The organism is Cedecea selenatireducens (genome assembly GCF_042138895.1).
GTDB classification, from domain to species: Bacteria; Pseudomonadota; Gammaproteobacteria; order Enterobacterales; family Enterobacteriaceae; genus Cedecea; species Cedecea selenatireducens.
Genome location: NZ_JBHIKW010000002.1, coordinates 228,321 through 248,249 on the forward strand (window position 1 = coordinate 228,321; position 19,929 = coordinate 248,249).

Here is a 19,929-nt window from a genome sequence, read left to right on the forward strand (position 1 = left end):
TTACACCGACATACCAGCAGAGAAAAAGGCGGGTTCGGGCCCGCCTTAGATTTTAGCCAATTTCACCGAGAGGCTGGCCGGCCTCAAGAGAAGCGCCTTTTTCGACGCCTCGTTTGAGTCTGCCGCTGCGGTGCGCCACCACCTGAACCTCCATTTTCATGGCTTCCATCACACCAATAACCTCTCCCTGCTCGACGGCCGCCCCTTCGTCTTTCAGCCAGCCGTGAAGCACGCCGGAAATCGGCGCTTCGATGGCGGCTTCATTGATGATTTCAGGTATCGCCTGCGGGGCACGGCCCATATTCGACAGCGCAAGGCCGCCAAACAGGCTTGCTGGCAGCCCCAGCTGCACTCGACGCCCGTCCAGCTCTATCCAGCTGCGGGTCAGAACTTCATCGGCAACTGGCACCTGGCGCGGAGCAAACGCAATGCGCCCGGCAAAATCCGTTTCAATCCAGCGGGTGTGCACGGCAAAATTTTCGGTGAAATCAGGATCGTCCATCACGGCGCGATGGAACGGCAGCACGGAAGCCACGCCGTCAATCTCGAATTCACGCAGGGCCCGGCGGGCGCGGGCAATGGCCTGATCGCGGGTGCTGCCGGTGACGATCAGTTTCGCCATCAAAGAGTCGTAGCTGCCCGGCACTGAAGACCCGGCCTCCACGCCGCTGTCGAGGCGAATACCCGCGCCGGACGGTGCACGGAATATGCTAATCTTGCCCGGCGTAGGCAAATAGCCTTTACCGGCATCTTCGGCATTAATGCGGAACTCAAACGAGTGACCGCGTGGAACCGGCGTGGCCTGAATGCTCAGCGGCAAACCTTCGGCTATACGGAGTTGCTCCACGACGATATCAATCCCGGTCGTCTCTTCGGTAACCGGATGCTCTACCTGCAGGCGGGTATTGACCTCAAGGAATGACAGTTTTCCGTCGCGGCTGAGTAAGAACTCAACGGTGCCCGCGCCAACGTAGCCCGCGTGGGCACAGATATCGCGCGCGGCGTTATGGATTTCCTGTCTCTGCGATTCGCGGATAAACGGCGCGGGTGCTTCTTCTACCAGCTTCTGGTTGCGGCGCTGCAGCGAACAGTCGCGGGTGCCGAGCACCACCACGTTGCCGTGTTTGTCGGCAATCACCTGCGCTTCAATGTGCCGTGGGCAGTCGAGATACTGCTCGACGTAACATTCGCCGCGGCCAAAGGCGCTTAATGCCTCGCGCGTCGCCGACTGGTAAAGCTCTTCGACCTCGTCAAGCTGCCAGGCCACCTTCAGCCCTCGTCCGCCGCCGCCAAATGCGGCTTTAATCGCCACCGGCAGGCCATACGTCGAGGCAAAATCGACAACTTCGGCACCGCTGCTAACCGGATCGGCCGTGCCTTTTACCAGTGGGGCACCCACCTGCAGGGCAATTTTGCGGGCCTGAACTTTGTCCCCCAGCTTTTCAATTGTCTCCGGCTCTGGGCCAATCCAGATAAGCCCGGCTGCCTGTACCGCCCGGGCAAACTCGGCCCTCTCAGAGAGGAAACCGTAGCCGGGGTGAACCATGCTAGCTCCGCTGCGGCGAGCAATATCCACCAACAGCGGAATATTTAAATAGGTTTCGCTGGACTGAATACCGGGCAATGCCCAGGCTTCATCGGCCATGCGAACGTGAAGCGCATCGGCGTCTGCATCAGAGTAAACCGCCACGGCCTCTACGCCGTAATCACGGCAGGCACGAATAATGCGGACGGCAATTTCGCCCCGGTTGGCGATCAGAACTTTATGCGTCGCGGTGGTCACTGGTTTTACTCCCTGCTATTTCCAAAAAAGGTCGGATAACGTTGAAGCGAATCGAGGCGCCCGGCGGGATTTGCCCGGCCAGGTCGAGGTGATATTCAGCCACGGCGGCAATCACCGGATACCCGCCGGTGAGCGGATGGTCGTGCAGAAACAAAACGGGCTGCCCGCTGGCGGGAACCTGGATGGAGCCGCTGCAGGTGCCTTCGCTCGGCAGCTCCTGAGGCTGGCTGCGTGCCAGGGGCTGTTCCCCGGCCAGGCGTAAGCCAATGCGATTCGATTGCGGCGTCACCCGCCAGCGCTGCGCCGTCAGCAGTTCAACCGCCTGAGCGGTAAACCAGTCGGTACGCGGCCCGAGCACGATATCCAGCGTAACGGTGTCTTCTGGCGTGGGTAACGGCGACGCCGGCAGCTCAGTGAGCTGTACCGGGCCGGGATTTGAATGCGCCCCGGTCGCTAAAATATCGCCCACGCCCAGCGGTTCAGGGCCAACCTGCGCCAGGCTGTCGCGCGCTGCGCTGCCCAGGCTCTGCGGCACGATAAACCCGCCGCGAACGGCGAGGTAGCTGCGTAAACCTCGGGCTGGAGCCCCCAAGTGAATCTCGTCTCCGGTCGCCAGGTTTAGCGGCCGATAGCCGTCCACCGCATAACGCTCGCCCTGCGCCGTACGCAGCGTCAGCGGGCACTGCGCCCCGGTCACGCTGATGACCACATCGCCCGTCACCCTGGCGCGGAAGCCGCCCTGCGTAATTTCAAGACACGGCGAGTTGCCCGGATTGCCCACAATACGGTTTGCCGCATGCAGCGCGGATCTGTCCATCGCCCCGGACTCGGAAAGCCCCATACCGGCCTTTCCTACCCGGCCATTATCCTGCCACAGCGTTTGCAGCCCGGTAGCCAGCACCGTCAACGTTGCGCCAGCGCCTTCAGGAAGGCTTTGCGGGAGAACGCGCGCGGGCAGCGAGACGGTTTTGGTGCTTTTCGCCGCGTCGATAAAGTTAACCTGCGCGCCAGGCATCAGCAGCGCGGGCTGTTCGCGAGAGAGATCCCACATTTTCAGCCCGGTCTGGCCAATAAGCTGCCAGCCGCCGGGGCTGGCCTGCGGATAGATACCGCTAAACTCACCGGCCAGCGCAACGGAACCCGCAGGAATACGGGTGCGTGGCGTGCTGCGGCGCGGCGTTTGCCAGCCCCCGGCATCAGAAACCATGTAGGCGAAACCGGGCGCAAAACCGGTAAACGCGACGTTCCACACGGATTCCTGATGGCGGCGAATCAAAGCCTGTACCTCAATGCCCAGCAGTTCAGCCAAAGCGGGTAAATCTTCGCCATTGTAATGAACCGGGATCGTGACCTGCTGGCTGCTGCGCGCTGCGCGTTGGGTCAAAGAATGACGTGCTATTTTTTCGGCCAGCGGCGCCAGGCTGGTTTCTCGCGGGCAAAAACGGACCAGCAGGGTGCGGGCGGCAGGAATAATCTCTTCGATGCCTTTTTCAGGCGCGGCGCTCAGGGAATCAAAAAGCGCCAACGTTTCGTCGAGCGAACTGAGTTCCACCAAAAAACTGCTGAGATTAACGGCTAAGAATCTCACGTTATTTCCCCTAACATCGACATAAACACTCCTCAGTCGTGCGGGGCAAACGCGCGAATGGCGATGCCCTGGGATTCAAGCAGCTTGCGGATCTCCGCCGCCATCGCAATAGCGCCGGGGCTGTCACCGTGGACGCAAATTGAATCAGCCTGTATCGGGGTAAATTTCCCTTCGATAGAGTCCACGCCGCCTTCGGTGATTAACTGCAGCATACGCTGAGCGACCTGCCCGGCGTCGTGCAGCACCGACCCCGCCTCACGACGTGAAACCAGCGAGCCATCCGCATGGTAGGCGCGGTCAGCAAAAGCTTCGGCAATAGTTTTCAGCCCTTTTTGCTGCGCCAGCGCCAGCACCGGGGAGCCAGCCAGCCCCACGAGCGGCAGCTGCGGGTTAACGGCCAGAATCGCGTCGATCACCGCCAGCGCCTGACGTTCATGGTGGGCGATGGTGTTATACAGCGCGCCGTGCGGCTTCACGTATCGCACTTCCGTACCGGCCGCGCGGGCCAGCCCCTGCAGCGCGCCAATCTGGTAAATGACGTCCGCGGTGAGTTCGTCGCTTGCCACGTCCATATTGCGGCGGCCAAAGCCCACGAGGTCCGGGTACGCCACGTGCGCGCCAACCACCACACTTTGGGCCTTCGCGGCTTTCAGCGTTTCTAAAATTCCGGCGGGAGACCCGGCGTGAAAGCCGCAGGCCACGTTGGCGCTGCTGACCAGCGTGAGAATGGCCGCATCGTCACCCATGCTCCACTGCCCAAAGCTCTCACCTAAATCACTGTTTAAATCGATTGTTTTCAACATCTTTTGTTCCTTAGACAATCTTCAGGAAGTCAAATATCGCGCCGACGGAGAGCGCCCCCATATACCAGGTGAGCGCGCAGGTAATCAGCCCCGTCCACAGCAGCCAGAGCGGATAGCGATAACCCGCCATCAAATCGGCCCGTTTCCAGCCCACGTAGATAAAGAGCGTCATGCCGATCGGTAAAATCAGGCCGTTAAAGCCGCCGGCAAACACCAGCAGCGCCGCCGGAGCCGTGCCTAACATCAGGTAAATCACCAGCGAGACGGCGATAAAAATTACCGTCGCGATGCTGCGCTGGCGCTCGCCCATTTGTTTATTAAACACCGTCATAAAGGTCACTGAGGTGTAGGCCGCGCCAATCACGCTGGTAATCGCCGCTGCCCAGAAAATAAAGCCGAAGAGCTGCACGCCGAAGGAGCCCACCGCATGCTGGAATGCCTGCAGCGCCGGGTTTGCCACCTGGCTAGAAATATCCAGCGTGACGCCGCTGGCAACCACGCCCAGCACGGCGAGGAACAGGATATAACGCATTAACCCAACGACCAGTATGCCTTTTGTCGCGCCGGAGGAGACGGCCTGAATATTTTCCACGCCGCCCATGCCTTTATCCAACAGGCGGTGCGCGCCGGCGTAGGAGATATAGCCGCCGACGGTACCGCCGACGATGGTGGTAATGGTGGCAAAGTTGATGTGATCCGGCAGGACGCTCTGGTACAGGGCTTCGCCCACCGGCGGGCCGGAAACGAAAGCCACATACAGCGTGAGCGCAATCATCACCAGGCCAAGCACGATCATCAGGCGGTCAATGGCGGTGCTGGCGCGGCGGGAGGAGAAAATATAAATAGCCAGCAGCGCGCTGAGTAATCCGCCCCACTTTGGCGCCAGGCCAAACATGGCGTTCAGCCCCAGGCCGGCGCCGGCAATATTGCCGATGTTGAACACCAGCCCGCCAAAAATCACCAGCACGGAGAGCAGGTAACCGCTGCCCGGCAGCGTTTCGTTGGCAAGATCGGAGGCGCGCATTTTCGTGACCGTGACCACACGCCAGATGTTCTGCTGCACCACAAAGTCGATGACGATAGAAGCCATAATACCGAAGGCAAAGGCCGAGCCCATCGTCGCGGTAAAGGTGGCCGTCTGGGTGATAAAGCCGGGCCCAATGGCCGAGGTTGCCATCAGGAATATCGCCGCGATCAGCGATGAGCGTCGCTTCTGAACAAAGGATTGGTCTTCGGTTTCATGCGCTGCCATCTTACTCACTCCATTATTAGAATTATGACCTTGTCTGTTAAGCAATAAGCAGGCCATCGTTGGAGCAAATAGCCAGATTGTTAATCAAATATAAATTTATTGTTGAACAATAAGCTAATGAGTGTTGATTAAACAGACAAACAGAATCGAAAAGTGGATGATAAAAAACCAACGCCGATCACTTTTTGGTATCTTTTAACAACTTCACGCACCAAATCAGTGCATAAAAACGCGATGAATCACCAAAAAAGTGCATAACCTGCCGCTTATTTTGAAATAATCCTGCTCTGTCAACGTCTTGCTGCCCCCAGGCGAATATGTAAAGATTGCCGCTTACCGAATCACGCGCGGAAAATCATGAAAAAAGAGCTGCCTGCCCAGATGCTGAGCGAGAAAATCGCCGAAACCGTTCGCCATAAAATCATCATTGGGGAGCTTGTGCCTGGCACGCGTCTGTCTGAGGCCGCGCTCAGCGAGCAGCTGGATATTTCACGCAATACGCTGCGCGAGGTGTTCAGGATGCTGACCCAGGAAGGATTGCTGCGCTATGAGCCCAATCGGGGCGTGTACGTGGCGGTGCCGGATATGGCAGATATCCTCGACATCTACCGTATTCGCCGCTTAATTGAGTGCGACGCGTTAGCCCACGCCTATCCACTGCATCCCGCCGTGGCAAAAATGGAGGCAGCCGTGGAAGAAGCGCGGCAACACCGCCAGACCAGCGACTGGCGTAGCGTGGGAACGGCCAACATGAAGTTTCATACCGCGATTGTCGAACTTGCCGACAGCGAACGCCTGATTCGCCTCTACCGTAATATCTCCGCAGAGTTAAGGCTGGCGTTCGGCCATCTGAACGATCCGGAGATGCTCTACGCGCCTTATATCGAGAAAAATGCGCATATCCTCGCCCTGCTCAACGACGGCAATAACGCCCAGGCCGCCGCAACGCTCGCTGAATACCTGGAGCTTTCCGAGCGCACGGTGCTGGCGGCGTGGTCGCGGCATCAGCAGTCCCACTGATACCGCTATTTTCTTAGCGGCTCATTTTTCATAAACAGCGACAGGATAAAGCCGAGCACCACGACGCCCGCCGAAATCATAAATACGGAATGAATCGCCGAACCAAAGGCCTGCAGATAATCGTTACGGATCGCCGCAGGCAGCTGGTGTACCGCCTGCGCGCCAAGCTGGCGCGGCAGCTGAGTACCTTCGGGGATCAGCGTCTCAAGATTGCTGCGCAGCACGGAGGTGAACACCGCGCCGAACGCGGCCACGCCGATTGAGCCGCCGATGGAGCGAAACAGCGTCGCGCTTGAGGTCGCGACGCCGATGAGCTTGATTTCCACGCTGTTCTGCACGGCCAGCACCAACACCTGCATCACCATCCCTAGCCCAAGCCCCAACAGCCCTACGTAGAGATAGAGCGTAGTCAGCGGCGTATCCAGCTTTAGCGTCCCGAGCAGCGCCATGGCGATAAAACTCAGCAGCGTGCCAATAATAGGAAAGATGCGGTAACGGCCTATTTTACTGATGATGCGCCCGCTGATGATTGAGGTCAGGATAAGCCCGCCCATCAGCGGCAGCATTTGCATCCCCGCCTGGGACGGCGTGGAGAATTTCACCACCTGCAGGTAGAGCGGCAAAAAGGTCATCGAGCCAAACAGTGACATGCCGATGATAAACCCGACCAGGCAGCTCAGTAAAAAGGTGCGGTTACGAAACAGATGCAGCGGGATCATCGGCTCAATGGCCAGCCGCTCTTCATAGATAAAGCCGATGAGGGTCACGACAAAGAACGCAAAGATGCACCACAGCTGCGGGTCAGACCACGCCATAACCGTGCCGCCTTCGCTGGTGAATAAAATCAGGCAGGTGAGTGAAATTGTCAGGTAGCCCGCGCCAAGAAAATCAATCTGGTGGCGAATGCGTGCCGTCTGGGATTTCAGCACCGCGCCAATGACCAGCAGGGCAAAAATGCCCAGCGGCAGGTTGATATAGAAAATCCAGCGCCAGGAGAAATGCTCCACCAGAAAACCGCCTATCAGCGGGCCAATGACCGTCGCCAGGCCAAATACACCGCCAAACAGCCCCTGATATTTGCCACGCTCGGCGGGCGGGATCACGTCCCCTACCGCCGCCATGGTGACCACCAGCAGCCCGCCGCCGCCCAGCCCCTGCAGCGCACGCATTAAAATAAGCTGCGTCATGTTTTGCGCGAGGCCACACAGCGCGGAGCCGAGAAGAAAGACCACGATCGCCGTTTGCAGCACGATTTTGCGCCCGAGAAGATCGCCGAATTTACCGTACAGCGGCACCACTATCGTTGAGGCCAGCAGATATGCCGTTACCACCCAGGAGAGCCTGTCCAGCCCGCCCAGTTCCCCCACAATGGTCGGCAAAGCCGTAGACACGATGGTTTGATCCAACGCGGCAAGCAGCATTACCAGCATAAGAGCAGCGAACAGCAGGCGAACGGAGGTTGTTTGCGGCGTGCCAGATGAAGCAGTTTCGGTCGTTGTCATGGTCGTTTTCATTAAAGGGGAATAAGTTCGCCCGGGCGGTTTACTCAGAGTGTAAAGATACCTGCTTAACCGCCGCCTGAACTGCATCAAAACTCTGAAAAATGCTTTTAGTTTTGATGCATTCTTTCTCTTTTACTTCGCCCTTTGGGCAATAAAAACGGCGTCGTTTTTTCGCCAGGCTCACTGTCTTCTGAAATGTTAGCCGTGTACCCTTTTTGACGATAAAAAATCGTAAATTTTATTCTGTGTAGAAATACTTATTTTTAGACAAAAAATATCGTCAAAAACAAGATATATCCCCATGTTTTTAATGAAATAACCCAGCTACCAACCACACCCAATAAAAGTTCAAAAAATAGACAACTGTCACAATTTTGAGACACTTGTTTTCATTTTAGATTTGAGAGTACATTAGCGCCGTCCGGGTAAGGTTTTACCTCCGAATACCAGATGGAGCTGCACCCTAAAAGCCGTTTGCAGCTTCAGCTTATTATGTACCTGTTGAGATGCGCGTCAGCGCGGAGCGATGTGAAGTGAAATATTTTCTGATGGGTATTTCTGTGATTGTTGTGTTGTGGGCCGGCACCTTCTTCCTGATGGTTGAGTAAGCGGTCACAAGCAGCAGCGCAAGAGAACAGGAGCCAAAGGGCTCCTCAGATTGATGACAAACAGCCGAAAAACGTGGTTTTCGACTGTTTGGGGCAAACCAGAAAACATTATTCATTATTTTTATTAGACCCGGGTTCGGACTTTTTTAGAACAATGAACTTTGTCAGCAGTCTCAGGAGCCAAAAGGCTCCTGTTTTCGTTTTAGCTTTCAGTGACGTTTTTCGGCAACGGCGGCAGTAGGCCATCGGCGCGGAACATCGCTTTAATGCCGCGTACCGCCTGGCGAATACGATCCCGGTTTTCAATCAGCGCGAAGCGAACGTGAGTGTCGCCGTAATCGCCAAAACCAATCCCCGGCGACACGCAAACTTTTGCCTCCTGCAGCAGCTTTTTAGCAAACTCCAGCGAGCCCATGGCCGCGTATTGTTCCGGAATTTTTGCCCACACATACATCGATGCTTTTGGGCATTCCACCATCCAACCGGCTTCATGCAGGCCTTTTACCAGCACATCTCGGCGGCGCTTGTACTGCTCTGCGATATCGCGCACGCACTGCTGGTCGCCTTCAAGGGCTGCAATCGCCGCAACCTGCAGCGGCGTGAAGGTGCCGTAATCGTGGTAACTCTTGATGCGCGCCAGCGCGCTTACCAGCTCCTGGTTACCCACCATAAAGCCGATGCGCCAGCCCGCCATATTGTAGCTTTTTGACAGCGTGAAGAACTCAACCGCCACGTCGCGTGCGCCGGGCACTTCCATAATAGAAGGTGCCTTCCAGCCGTCATAAACAATGTCGGCGTAGGCCAGATCGTGAATGACCAGCACGTCGTACTGCTTCGCCAGCGCGACCACTTTTTCGAAAAACTCCAGCTCCACGCACTGCGCCGTTGGGTTAGACGGGAAGCCCAGGATCATCATCTTTGGTTTCGGGTAGCTTTCACGAATCGCGCGTTCCAGCTCGGCAAAGAAGTCCACGCCTTCCACCAGCGGCACCGAGCGAACCTGCGCCCCGGCGATGACCGCGCCATAAATATGAATCGGGTAGCTTGGGTTCGGCACCAGCACGGTGTCACCGTGATCCAGCGTCGCCAGCATCAGGTGCGCCAGCCCTTCTTTCGAGCCGATGGTCACAATAGCTTCGCTTTCCGGGTCGATGTCCACGTCGTAACGATCTTTGTACCAGCGAGAAATGGCGCGGCGCAGGCGTGGGATCCCTCGCGAGGTGGAATAACCGTGCGTGTCTTCACGCTGGGCCACGGTGCAAAGCTTCTCAACGATGTGCGGCGGCGTCGCCCCGTCCGGGTTGCCCATGCTGAAATCGATAATGTCTTCGCCGCGGCGTCGCGCAGCCATTTTCAGTTCGGCGGTGATATTAAAAACGTAAGGGGGCAAGCGATCGATACGCGAAAAACGACGTTTTGGACTGGAGTCAGCCATAAATTCCTCAGAGTAACGTGAGCGCCCGGACCGTCCGAGCGACGCTGCCACGCGATGTGGCCTGTTTTGAAAATAGCCTGAATAAAAATCACCTGTCGAGGGGGAAGTGAAAATATTTTTTCCGTGATATAAAACGGGAACTTTCGAATGAAAGTCATCTCTATTTCATTTTCCAAATCAGGCATACATTAACCAGGTAGCAACAACTCAGTAACCTACCCTCTGAAAGATGGAGCCACCTATGCACCTGGACATAAACGATCTGCCAAAAGCTATCCGTGAGATAAAACAAAAGCTGCGCCACGATCTACCTGATTATCAGTCGGTTTTCGCCGAACTTGAGGCCAATATTCGTCAACAGATCGAGACGATCCGCGCTGAAATGGATCGAGGTGAGAACCCTGTTCCTCAGCTCGAGGCCGACGACATTCTGCACGGCCGCGTCAGCGAGCAGCAAAAAGCGCTGATCCGCCAGCGCGGCTGTTGTACGGTGCGGGGCGTTTTCCCGCAGGAACAGGCCACCGCATGGAATGAAGAAATCGGCAATTATCTGCAACGTAACCACTTTGTCGAGCGCCTGAAAAATGCGGCAGAAGATAACTATTTCGGCACACTTGCTGACAGTAAGCCGCAAATTTACGGCATTTACTGGTCTAAGCCACAGACCGAAGCCCGCCAGCACGAACGCATGAAAGCGGTGCAGGTGTTCCTCAATAATCTCTGGCAAACAGAAAGCAGCGGCAGGCAGCATTTCGATCCAAACCGGGTCGTTTCTTACGCGGACCGTACCCGACGTCGCCCGCCTCGCTCAAGCTCGCTCGGGCTTTCCCCACACGTTGACGGCGGCTCGGTTGAGCGCTGGCTGGACGAAAACTTCCGTCACGTCTATCGCCACGTGTTTTCCGGCCAGTGGCAGGATTACGATCCGTTTGCCGCCGAAGGGCGTACTGAAGTCAGGGAGTTTCCGTCTCCCGCCGTCTGTTCGATGTTCCGTACTTTTCAGGGCTGGACGGCACTCACCCCGCAGCGCAAGCACGGCGGTACGCTGAATTTGCTGCCTGTCGCCAACGCCATGGCCTGGATCCTGCTGCGCGCGCTGCAGGATGATGTGCCAGAAGAATCGTTGTGCGAAGCAAAGCCCGGCAGAGCATTATCCATTAACAAAGAGTGGCATCCCCTTTTACTGACTGGGATTTCCTCAATTCCCGATATGGAACCGGGCGATACCGTTTTCTGGCACTGCGATGTGATTCATGCCGTTGAGAACGAGCACCTCGGCGAGTTCGACAGCAACGTGATGTACATCGCCGCCGCGCCGTGGTGCGAGAAGAACGCAGAGTACCTGCCGCGCCAGTGGGAAGCCTTTATCGAAGGGAAGACGCCGCCGGATTTCGCTGCCGACGATTTTGAGGTGGATTTTGTTGGCCGCGCGACCATGCAGGATTTGACCGCCGCCGGGAAGGAGCAGCTTGGCGGGAAGTGATTGCTCCTCACGCTGCCAGAGTTGTCACTTAGTCATAAACATCGACGATTATGCACGCCTGGCTAAGGTTCCGTTCACTTCCAGTCCTGTTTCATATGTCACCACAGAACTTGTGAACGACTCGGGGAAGTCACCGTCACTTCCCCGAGACCCCGGACTCCCGGCCAGATAAATCGACCGCTAAAGCGGCAGACCTCCGTTTTATCTCCCAGTCCTGGGTCGGAGAGAAAACGGAGGCGATTTAAGCCTGAACCGTGCCTCGCTTCTTATTTTTACCCTCACCCTAACCCTCTCCCTGGAAGGGAGAGGGAATAAAAAATGTTCCACGTTGGCTGTTTTCCCCCTCTCCCTCTGGGAGAGGGCCGGGGTGAGGGTCGAATTGCTCCCCGGCTCTCATCGATCCCGAATGTTTGGGTGATAGCCGGTGGGTTTACCGCTTCAGCGGCGATGAGCTCGCCGGGCGCAGGGAAAAATAGTTTTACGGGTGAACGGAACCTCAGCCGCCCCTGCATAAGAGTGGATGTTACTGGACGGCATAGGCGACGGTTCAAGCTGAGAACTAGCCCGCAACTGGAAACCCCCTCCAAATTTCCTTATCATTAGCGCTTCCCCTCTGAGCCACGCGAGTATCCCGTGCACGAAATTTTTACTATGTTGCTGGCGGTATTCGATCGCGCGGCGCTGATGCTTATTTGCCTTTTCTTCCTGATTCGCATTCGACTGTTCCGCGAACTGCTGCACAAAAGCGCCCACACGCCAAAAGAGCTGCTGGCGGTCACCGCTATCTTCTCGATGTTCGCCTTGTTCAGTACCTGGTCCGGCGTGCCGGTTGAAGGCTCGCTGGTCAACGTGCGCATTATCGCGGTGATGTCCGGCGGCATTCTGTTTGGGCCCTGGGTAGGCATTATTACCGGGCTGATTGCCGGGACCCACCGCTACCTGATTGATATCGGCGGCATTACCGCTATTCCCTGCTTTATCACCAGTATCCTGGCCGGGATAATCGCCGGCTGGATCAACCGCAAAGTGCCGAAAGAGAAGCACTGGCGGGTCGGGATCATAGGCGGCATGGTGTGCGAAACCATGACCATGATTCTGGTCGTGCTCTGGGCACCAAGCACCGCGCTCGGCCTCGATATCGTCTCTAAAATCGGCGTGCCGATGATCCTCGGCTCGGTGTCTATCGGCTTTATCATCCTGCTGGTGCAAAGCGTTGAGGGTGAAAAAGAGGCCAGCGCCGCCCGCCAGGCCAAGCTGGCGCTGGATATCGCCAACAAAACGCTGCCGCTGTTCCGCAAGGTCAACAGCGAGTCACTGCGCCAGGTTTGCAAGATTATTCGTCAGGATATCGACGCGGATGCGGTGGCCATTACCGATACCGAAAAAGTGCTGGCCTACGTCGGGCTGGGCGAGAATAACTACCACGAGAACGACCAGGCCTTCAGCCCTCGCACCCGTCAGGCGTTGAAAGAGGGGCGCATTATCATCCGTAACGATGACGAAGCCTGGCGTACCCCGGAGATTCACTCCCTGATAATCATTCCGCTGTGGGAAAAAGGCGTGGTGACCGGCACCCTGAAAATCTATTACCGCCACGCCCATCAGATAACGTCCACGCTGCAGGAGATGGCCGTCGGCCTGTCGCAGATTATCTCCACCCAGCTTGAGGTTTCCCGCGCGGAGCAGCTGCGTGAAATGGCCAACAAGGCCGAGTTGAGAGCGCTGCAAAGCAAGATAAACCCGCACTTCCTGTTCAATGCGCTGAATGCGATATCGTCCTCTATCCGCATGAATCCGGACACCGCCCGCCAGCTCATCGTCAACCTGTCACGCTATCTGCGCTATAACATCGAGCTGAACGACGACGAGCAGATTGATATCCGCAAGGAGCTTTACCAGATCAAGGATTACATCGCCATTGAGCAGGCGCGCTTCGGCGACAAACTGACGGTTATCTATAACATTGATGAAGAGGTCAACTGCCGCATTCCCAGCCTGCTTATCCAGCCGCTGGTGGAAAATGCCATCGTGCACGGTATTCAGCCCTGTAAAGGTAAGGGCGTGGTGACGATAAGTATTGAAGAGAGCGGCAACCGGGTGCGCATTGCGGTGCGTGATACCGGCCACGGCATAGATCCTAAGGTGATTGAGCGCGTGGAAAATAACGAGATGCCGGGCAATAAAATCGGCCTGCTGAACGTCCATCACCGCGTCCAGCTGCTCTACGGCGAAGGGCTGATTATTCGCCGCCTGGAGCCGGGCACCGAAATCGCCTTTTACGTGCCGCGCTCGGTTCCCCCCGCCGCCGCTCACCGCCCACTGGAAGGGAGAGAAGCATGAAGGTCATCATTGTAGAGGACGAGTTCCTGGCACAGCAGGAGCTTAGCTGGCTGATTAAAAACCATAGCGAGATGGAGATTGTCGCCTCTTTCGACGACGGCATGGACGTGCTGAAGTATCTGCAGCATCACGAAGTGGACGCCATTTTCCTCGACATCAATATTCCGTCGCTGGACGGCGTGCTGCTGGCACAGAACATCAGCAAGTTCGCCCATAAGCCGTTCATCGTGTTTATCACCGCCTGGAAAGAGCATGCGGTAGAGGCCTTCGAGCTGGAGGCCTTCGACTACATTCTGAAGCCGTATCAGGAGTCGCGCATTATTGGCATGCTGCAAAAGCTTGAGGCCGCTTACCAGCAGCAGACCTCACAGCCTGCGTCCAGTCATGAAAACCGCGATGCCACCACGATTAACCTGATCAAAGACGAGCGAATTATCGTTACCGACATCAACGATATTTACTACGCGGAGGCCCACGAGAAGATGACGTTCGTCTATACGCGCCGCGAGTCTTACGTCATGCCGATGAATATCACCGAATTTTGCAGCCGCCTGCCGGAGAGCCATTTCTTCCGCTGCCACCGTTCGTATGTGGTGAACCTGAGCAAAATCCGTGAGATAGAACCGTGGTTTAACAATACCTATATTCTGCGCCTGCGCGACCTGGATTTTCAGGTGCCGGTGAGCCGCAGCAAGGTGAAAGAGTTCAGGCAGCTCATGCGCCTGTAGAGAAGGGAATCTGGCGGGCACAACGTGCCCGCACAAAACTTACAGGACGTGCCCCAGCGTCTGACGCAGGTGCGCTCCGGCGCCCAGCAGTCCCGGATTATCGTGAACGATGAGATAAACGGGAATATCCTTCACGAACTCTTTGAAGCGGCCTTTATCTTCAAATCCGCCGCGGAAGCCTGAAGCCTTAAAGAATTCCAGGAAGCGCGGCACAATGCCGCCGGCGATATACACGCCGCCAAAGGTGCTCATGTTCAGCGCCAGGTTGCCGCCAAAACGCCCCAGGATCACGCAGAATAGCGACAGCGCGCGGCGGCAGTCGGTGCAGGTGTCGTCCACCGCTTTCTCGGTAATGTCCTTCGGCTGGTAGTTTTCTGGTTCGCGTCCGTCGGCCTTAACAATGGCGCGGTAGAGATTCAGCAGGCCCGGGCCGGAGAGAATACGCTCGTTCGAAACGTGTCCAAGCTCTTTGCGCAGCTGCTCCAGGATAATGCCTTCTTCTTCGCTGTTTGCCGCAAAGTCTGAGTGGCCGCCCTCGCCCGGCAGGCTTATCCAGCGTTTATCAACGTGAACCAGGTGAGAAACGCCGAGCCCGGTACCCGCCCCGTAAACCACCACCGGTTTGCCTGCGACAGGTTCGCCGCCGCCGAACTGGATCAGGTGCTCTTTTTTAAGCGCCGGAATGGCCATTGAAACGCCGGTAAAGTCGTTAATAATTTCCAGATGTTCGAAGCCGAGGTTTTTCTTCATTTCGGCGGTAGAAAACGCCCAGGTGTGGTTGGTCATTTCGACCCAATCACCGTTTATCGGGCAGGCAATCGCCACGCAGCCTGACTGCACGCTGATGTTATGTTCTTTGAGATAGTGCTGAATCACGGCTTCCAGGCTGGGATAATCAAGACCGGAGTAGGTCTTTGCCTGTGAAATATCACCCGTGCTCAAATCGCATAGCGCCAGACGTGCATTGGTGCCACCGACATCTCCCACCAAAGCATATTTTGTCATTCTCAAACAGCTCCGCTAAAGTCAGAATAAGTTCTGGCAACACTGTAAAATTAGCCAGCCGAAACAACAACGACCATCCTCCAGGTGCGGCCCGTTTGTTGAACCAGGTCACATTCTGGCTTTACCGTTTCAGCCCTGTTTGCAATGCGGCTTGCGACTTTTTGTTTTTGAGCCGTCTGATACCCTATTGTAAGGATTGACTATGCTCCATCCGCGAGCCAGAACGATGCTGGTACTTTCCATCCCGGCTCTGATTATCGGCGTCTTATCCAGCCTGGTGTTAATTGTGGTGATGAAAATCGCCGGGGCGCTACAGGAGTATCTATGGGCCACGCTGCCTATGGAACAAGGTTACGATCCCCACTCCCCCTTCTGGATACTCTTGATACTGACCCTGACCGGCGTGGCGGTCGGGCTGGTGATACGTTTTCTGCCGGGCCACGGCGGGCCAGATCCCGCTACCGAGCCGCTCATTGGCGCTCCCGTACCGGCGATGGCCATACCGGGCCTGATTATGGCGCTGGTTATCGGCCTTGCAGGCGGCGTGAGCCTGGGGCCGGAACACCCGATCATGGCGGTGAATATCGCGCTCGCGGTGGCGCTGGGGGCCCGTGTGTTACCGAAAGTTAGTCCGCTGGACTGGACGATTTTGGCCGCAGCAGGAACCATCGGTGCGTTATTCGGCACGCCGGTTGCCGCCGCGCTTATCTTTTCGCAAACGCTCGGCGGGAATAACGAAGTGCCGCTGTGGGACAGGCTGTTCGCCCCATTAATGGCGGCGTCCGCTGGGGCGCTGACCACCAGCATTTTTTTCCATCCACACTTCGCCCTGCCGGTTGCCAACTACCCGGAAATGCACATTGAAGATCTGTTCAGCGGCGCGGTGGTGACCGCCATCGCCATCGCGATGGGTATGGTGGGCGTCTGGTGCTTACTGAGGCTGCACCGCCTGATGCATCAGCTAAAACAGCCGGTGCTTATTCTCGGCGTCGGTGGTTTTTTGCTGGGTCTGTTGGGGATAATTGGCGGCGAAATCACCCTGTTTAAAGGCCTGGACGAGATGCGCCAGCTGGCGGTTTCCGGCTTCTCGGTTTCATCGCTGCTGCTGTTTGCGGTGGTGAAGCTGGCGGCGCTGGTTGTCGCCGCCGCCAGCGGTTTCCGGGGCGGGCGTATTTTCCCGGCGGTATTTGTGGGCGTTGCCCTGGGTATGATGCTGCACCAGCACGTCGAGGCCGTTCCCGCCGCGATTACGCTGTCGTGCGCCGTCCTTGGCCTGGTGCTTGTGGTGACGCGTGATGGCTGGCTGAGCCTGTTTATGGCGATGGCCGTGGTGCCGGACGTCAAACTCCTGCCCCTGCTGTGCATCGTGATGTTACCCGCCTGGCTCCTGCTGGCGGGTAAACCATTGATGATGGCCGGGCGATCGAATCACTAGTGCTCCATTTCTGAATTGCCCTTGCCCAGCGAGCTGGTGACCGCTCGCAGCAGCTCGGGAATGTCCTGCTTTGGCAGTACCACTTCCACCAGCGCCAGCCTTTCCGGGCTGGCCAGTTTCTCCAACACGGCGGCAAGCTGCGCGGTTTCCGTGACTCGCCAGCACTCGGCGAGGCTGTCAACGTTCATCGCCTGCGGCAAACGGGTCCAGTCCCAGGCCGCAATGTCGTTGTAGCGCTGTTCAGGGCCATGAATAGCGCGTTCAACCGTGTAACCCTCGTTATTCAGCAGCAGGATGACCGGTTTCTGGCCGTCACGCTGCATGCTGCCCAGTTCCTGGATAGTGAGCTGGGCGGAGCCGTCGCCTATCAGCAGAAGTACACGCCTGTTCGGCCACGCGGTTTGCGCCCCAAACGCCGCTGGCAGCGTAAAACCAATCGATCCCCAGAGCGGCTGCACGATGAAGGTTACGCCTGCAGGCAGAGTCAACGCCGCCGCGCCAAAGGCCGCCGTGCCCTGATCGGCCAGAATGATATCCCCTGGCTGTAAGGCATTTTGTATTGCTTGCCAGAAAGCGTGCTGGTCCAGCTTGCCGCTTTCGCAGGCAGGGAGCGCTGGCGGCCTTTGCGTTGCCTCGGGCCAGGAGGCGGCCTGACGAGCGCACAGCGGCTGCAAAATGGCTATCGCCTGAGCCATTGAAATGCCGCTAAACCAGCGTTCCCCCACCCGCACCGCATTCGGCTGAACCTCAATCGTCTGCTGCAGGCTTAGCTTCTGGCTAAATCCTGCGGTGATGGTGTCGGTAAACTTCACGCCCACGCAGATAACCAGCCCGGCGCCTTCAATACCCTGTTTGACCGGCGGCTGGCTGGCCGCTCCGCTGTAGGTGCCGAGAAAACCGGGTTGGCTTTCATCAAACAGCCCCTTTCCCATCAGCAATGAAGCATGCGGCACGGGCGTGCTGTTCATCCATTGTTGAAGCGTTTTTTGCAGGCCGTAGCGCTGGGCAAGGAAATCTGCCAACAGGGCAACGCTGCGGCTTTCGGCAATTTTGGCCTGCGCGCAATGGCGGAAGGCTTCCAGAGTGGCCGGTTCAGCCGCCGTTTCAGTCGCAATCAGTCGTTTTGAGGGACGTGTCGCAGGCGCTTCTGCAACATCGCTCGGCAGTAACAGATAGCCGGGACGCTGATGCCTGAGGGCCTCGAGGATCACGCGATCAATTTCGCTACAGGCGTTGGCGGGCGTTAGCGAGGCCTGCGCCACCGAAACTTCTTCCGCGATGCGCAGAAAATGACGGAAATCGCCATCACCCAGCGTGTGGTGAAGCAGCTCTCCACGCTGCTGGGCGTGGCTATTTGGCGCACCAACAATATGAATGATGGGCAGGTGCTCTGCGTAACTTCCCGCCACGCCGTTAAGCGCGCTCAGCTCTCCGACACCGAACGTGGTCAGCAGCGCCGCCGCCCCCTTGCAGCGGGCATATCCGTCGGCAGCATAGGCCGCATTCAGTTCATTAGCACAGCCAACCCAGGCCAGCCTCGGATGGGCGATAACGTGATCCAGGAAAACAAGGTTGTAGTCACCGGGCACGCCGAAGAGGTGACCGATCCCCGCTTCGTTGAGCCGGTCGACAAGATAGTCTGCCACACAGTAGCGCATAGGATTTTCCTTCTATGAGGGCTTGCTGTGAGTATTGAGTAACCGGGATCGGTGTCGAGAATATATCCGATTTTAGGGGTGGAACGTGGAATTTACAGCGGGATACGGCGTATTCTGGATTGTGAAAGCGTATACACTAATTTCTCTGTTACCCATAAGGATGGCAATAATGACCTGGCAGCCTGACCCTGAACGCTATACATCTATGGAATACCGTCGCTGCGGCCGCAGCGGCCTGAAACTGCCCGCTATTTCCCTTGGCCTTTGGCATAATTTTGGCGATGAAACGCTGCTGGAAACCAGCCGCCAGCTGCTGAGAAAGGCCTTTGATCTCGGGATTACTCATTTCGACCTCGCCAACAACTACGGGCCGCCGCCGGGCTCGGCCGAGTCCAACTTTGGCCGCATTTTGCGGGAAGATTTCCATGCCTGGCGCGATGAGCTGATTATCTCCACTAAGGCGGGCTACACCATGTGGGACGGGCCTTATGGCGACTGGGGCTCGCGCAAATATTTGATTTCGAGCCTCGACCAGAGCCTGAAGCGCATGGGGCTGGAATACGTCGATATTTTCTATCATCACCGCCCGGACCCGGAAACGCCGCTGGAGGAGACCATGCGCGCCCTCGACCATCTCGTGCGCCAGGGTAAAGCGCTGTACGTGGGGATTTCTAACTACCCTGCAGACCAGGCGGAAAAAGCCATTGATATCCTGAACGATCTCGGCACACCCTGCCTCATCCACCAGCCGCGTTACTCGATGTTTGAGCGCTGGGTTGAAGGCGGCCTGCTGGATTTGCTGCAAAACAAAGGCGTCGGCAGCATCGCCTTTTCCCCTCTTGCCGGCGGCCAGCTCACCGACCGCTATCTGGGCGGTATTCCCGCTGATTCACGCGCCGCCAGCGGCAGTCGCTTCCTGAATCCGGACCAGATAACGGAAGAGAAACTGGCCAAAGTGCGCAAGCTTAATGCGCTGGCGGAAAAACGCGGGCAGAAGCTGTCGCAGATGGCGCTGGCGTGGGTACTGCGAGATGAGAAGATAACGTCGGTATTAATTGGCGCCAGTAAAACCAGCCAGATAGAGGATGCCGTGGGCATGCTCAGCAAACGAGGTTTCAGCGAGCAGGAACGCACTGCAATCGAGGCCATTTTGGTGTAAACGCTTACCTTCTCTCCCTGAATCAGCCGCTAGCTTGTGCAAAAAGTGCTGCCGTCGGTGATTTAGGAATTGTGTAGTTCATCGGACTGTTTGTCGGTTTGTAATATTGTGTTAACAAGCCGCAACACGG

Annotated in this window: 15 protein-coding genes; 7 read left to right on the forward strand and 8 right to left on the reverse strand. The window is 57.0% G+C overall.

Annotated features, from left to right (window positions below):
- Window positions 1-52: 52 nt before the first annotated feature.
- From ACE38U_RS03950 to ACE38U_RS03965, 4 genes are read right to left on the reverse strand one after another with little or no spacing between them, the layout of a single operon-like run.
- Window positions 53-1,783 (reverse strand): acetyl/propionyl/methylcrotonyl-CoA carboxylase subunit alpha, encoded by a 1,731-nt coding sequence (locus tag ACE38U_RS03950; RefSeq protein ID WP_375529209.1) that lies wholly within the window; start codon window positions 1,781-1,783, stop codon window positions 53-55.
- Window positions 1,764-3,371, reverse strand: coding sequence for a 5-oxoprolinase subunit B/C family protein (locus tag ACE38U_RS03955; RefSeq protein WP_375529210.1), 1,608 nt, complete (start codon window positions 3,369-3,371; stop codon window positions 1,764-1,766). Before ACE38U_RS03955 ends, ACE38U_RS03950 begins: the two co-directional genes overlap by 20 nt.
- A 32-nt stretch (window positions 3,372-3,403) precedes the next feature.
- On the reverse strand, window positions 3,404-4,174 hold the full coding sequence (locus ACE38U_RS03960) for a LamB/YcsF family protein (protein WP_038480512.1): 771 nt from the start codon (window positions 4,172-4,174) through the stop codon (window positions 3,404-3,406).
- Between the two features lie 10 nt (window positions 4,175-4,184).
- A complete protein-coding gene (locus ACE38U_RS03965) occupies window positions 4,185-5,426 on the reverse strand; it encodes an NRAMP family divalent metal transporter (RefSeq protein ID WP_375529211.1) in 1,242 nt (413 codons plus the stop codon).
- A gap of 357 nt (window positions 5,427-5,783) precedes the next feature.
- On the opposite strand from ACE38U_RS03965, the gene ACE38U_RS03970 reads away from it, so the two are divergent.
- Window positions 5,784-6,446 (forward strand): GntR family transcriptional regulator, encoded by a 663-nt coding sequence (locus ACE38U_RS03970; protein WP_038480506.1) that lies wholly within the window; start codon window positions 5,784-5,786, stop codon window positions 6,444-6,446.
- A 5-nt stretch (window positions 6,447-6,451) separates the two neighbouring features.
- On the opposite strand, the gene ACE38U_RS03975 is transcribed toward ACE38U_RS03970, so the two are convergent.
- Window positions 6,452-7,948, reverse strand: coding sequence for an MDR family MFS transporter (locus ACE38U_RS03975; RefSeq protein ID WP_176982624.1), 1,497 nt, complete (start codon window positions 7,946-7,948; stop codon window positions 6,452-6,454).
- Window positions 7,949-8,496: 548 nt separating this feature from the next.
- Here ACE38U_RS03975 and ypdK point away from each other — a divergent pair.
- Window positions 8,497-8,556 carry a membrane protein YpdK gene (ypdK, locus tag ACE38U_RS03980; protein WP_154188806.1) on the forward strand — a complete coding sequence of 20 codons (60 nt, stop codon included), beginning with the start codon at window positions 8,497-8,499 and terminating at the stop codon, window positions 8,554-8,556.
- A gap of 202 nt (window positions 8,557-8,758) precedes the next feature.
- On the opposite strand, the gene alaC is transcribed toward ypdK, so the two are convergent.
- Window positions 8,759-9,991, reverse strand: coding sequence for an alanine transaminase (gene alaC, locus ACE38U_RS03985; RefSeq protein WP_038480498.1), 1,233 nt, complete (start codon window positions 9,989-9,991; stop codon window positions 8,759-8,761).
- A 241-nt stretch (window positions 9,992-10,232) separates the two neighbouring features.
- On the opposite strand from alaC, the gene ACE38U_RS03990 reads away from it, so the two are divergent.
- The 3 genes from ACE38U_RS03990 (at window position 10,233) to ACE38U_RS04000 (ending at window position 14,542) form a co-directional block, all read left to right on the forward strand.
- Window positions 10,233-11,474, forward strand: a complete 1,242-nt coding sequence (locus tag ACE38U_RS03990) for a DUF1479 domain-containing protein (protein WP_038480495.1) — start codon at window positions 10,233-10,235, stop codon at window positions 11,472-11,474.
- Window positions 11,475-12,107: 633 nt separating this feature from the next.
- Window positions 12,108-13,814, forward strand: a complete 1,707-nt coding sequence (locus ACE38U_RS03995) for a LytS/YhcK type 5TM receptor domain-containing protein (protein ID WP_176982465.1) — start codon at window positions 12,108-12,110, stop codon at window positions 13,812-13,814.
- Window positions 13,811-14,542: a LytR/AlgR family response regulator transcription factor gene (locus ACE38U_RS04000; RefSeq protein WP_038480489.1), complete on the forward strand. Its 732-nt coding sequence runs from the start codon at window positions 13,811-13,813 to the stop codon at window positions 14,540-14,542. The genes ACE38U_RS03995 and ACE38U_RS04000 overlap by 4 nt, the downstream gene beginning before the upstream one ends.
- Before the next feature lie 39 nt (window positions 14,543-14,581).
- On the opposite strand, the gene glk is transcribed toward ACE38U_RS04000, so the two are convergent.
- Entirely contained in the window at window positions 14,582-15,547 is a 966-nt protein-coding gene (gene glk, locus ACE38U_RS04005) for a glucokinase (RefSeq protein WP_038480487.1), read from the reverse strand.
- A 202-nt stretch (window positions 15,548-15,749) separates the two neighbouring features.
- On the opposite strand from glk, the gene ACE38U_RS04010 reads away from it, so the two are divergent.
- Window positions 15,750-16,982, forward strand: coding sequence for an ion channel protein (locus tag ACE38U_RS04010; protein WP_375529212.1), 1,233 nt, complete (start codon window positions 15,750-15,752; stop codon window positions 16,980-16,982).
- Here the strand turns inward: ACE38U_RS04010 and ACE38U_RS04015 are convergent.
- The gene (locus tag ACE38U_RS04015) at window positions 16,979-18,640 is read right to left on the reverse strand and encodes an alpha-keto acid decarboxylase family protein (protein ID WP_375529213.1); all 1,662 of its coding nucleotides are present in this window, start codon (window positions 18,638-18,640) and stop codon (window positions 16,979-16,981) included. The two genes, ACE38U_RS04010 and ACE38U_RS04015, sit on opposite strands and share 4 nt — an antisense overlap.
- Window positions 18,641-18,809: 169 nt before the next feature.
- Here ACE38U_RS04015 and mgrA point away from each other — a divergent pair, with 169 nt between their 5' ends.
- On the forward strand, window positions 18,810-19,799 hold the full coding sequence (mgrA, locus tag ACE38U_RS04020) for an L-glyceraldehyde 3-phosphate reductase (protein WP_375529214.1): 990 nt from the start codon (window positions 18,810-18,812) through the stop codon (window positions 19,797-19,799).
- Window positions 19,800-19,929 lie beyond the last annotated feature (130 nt).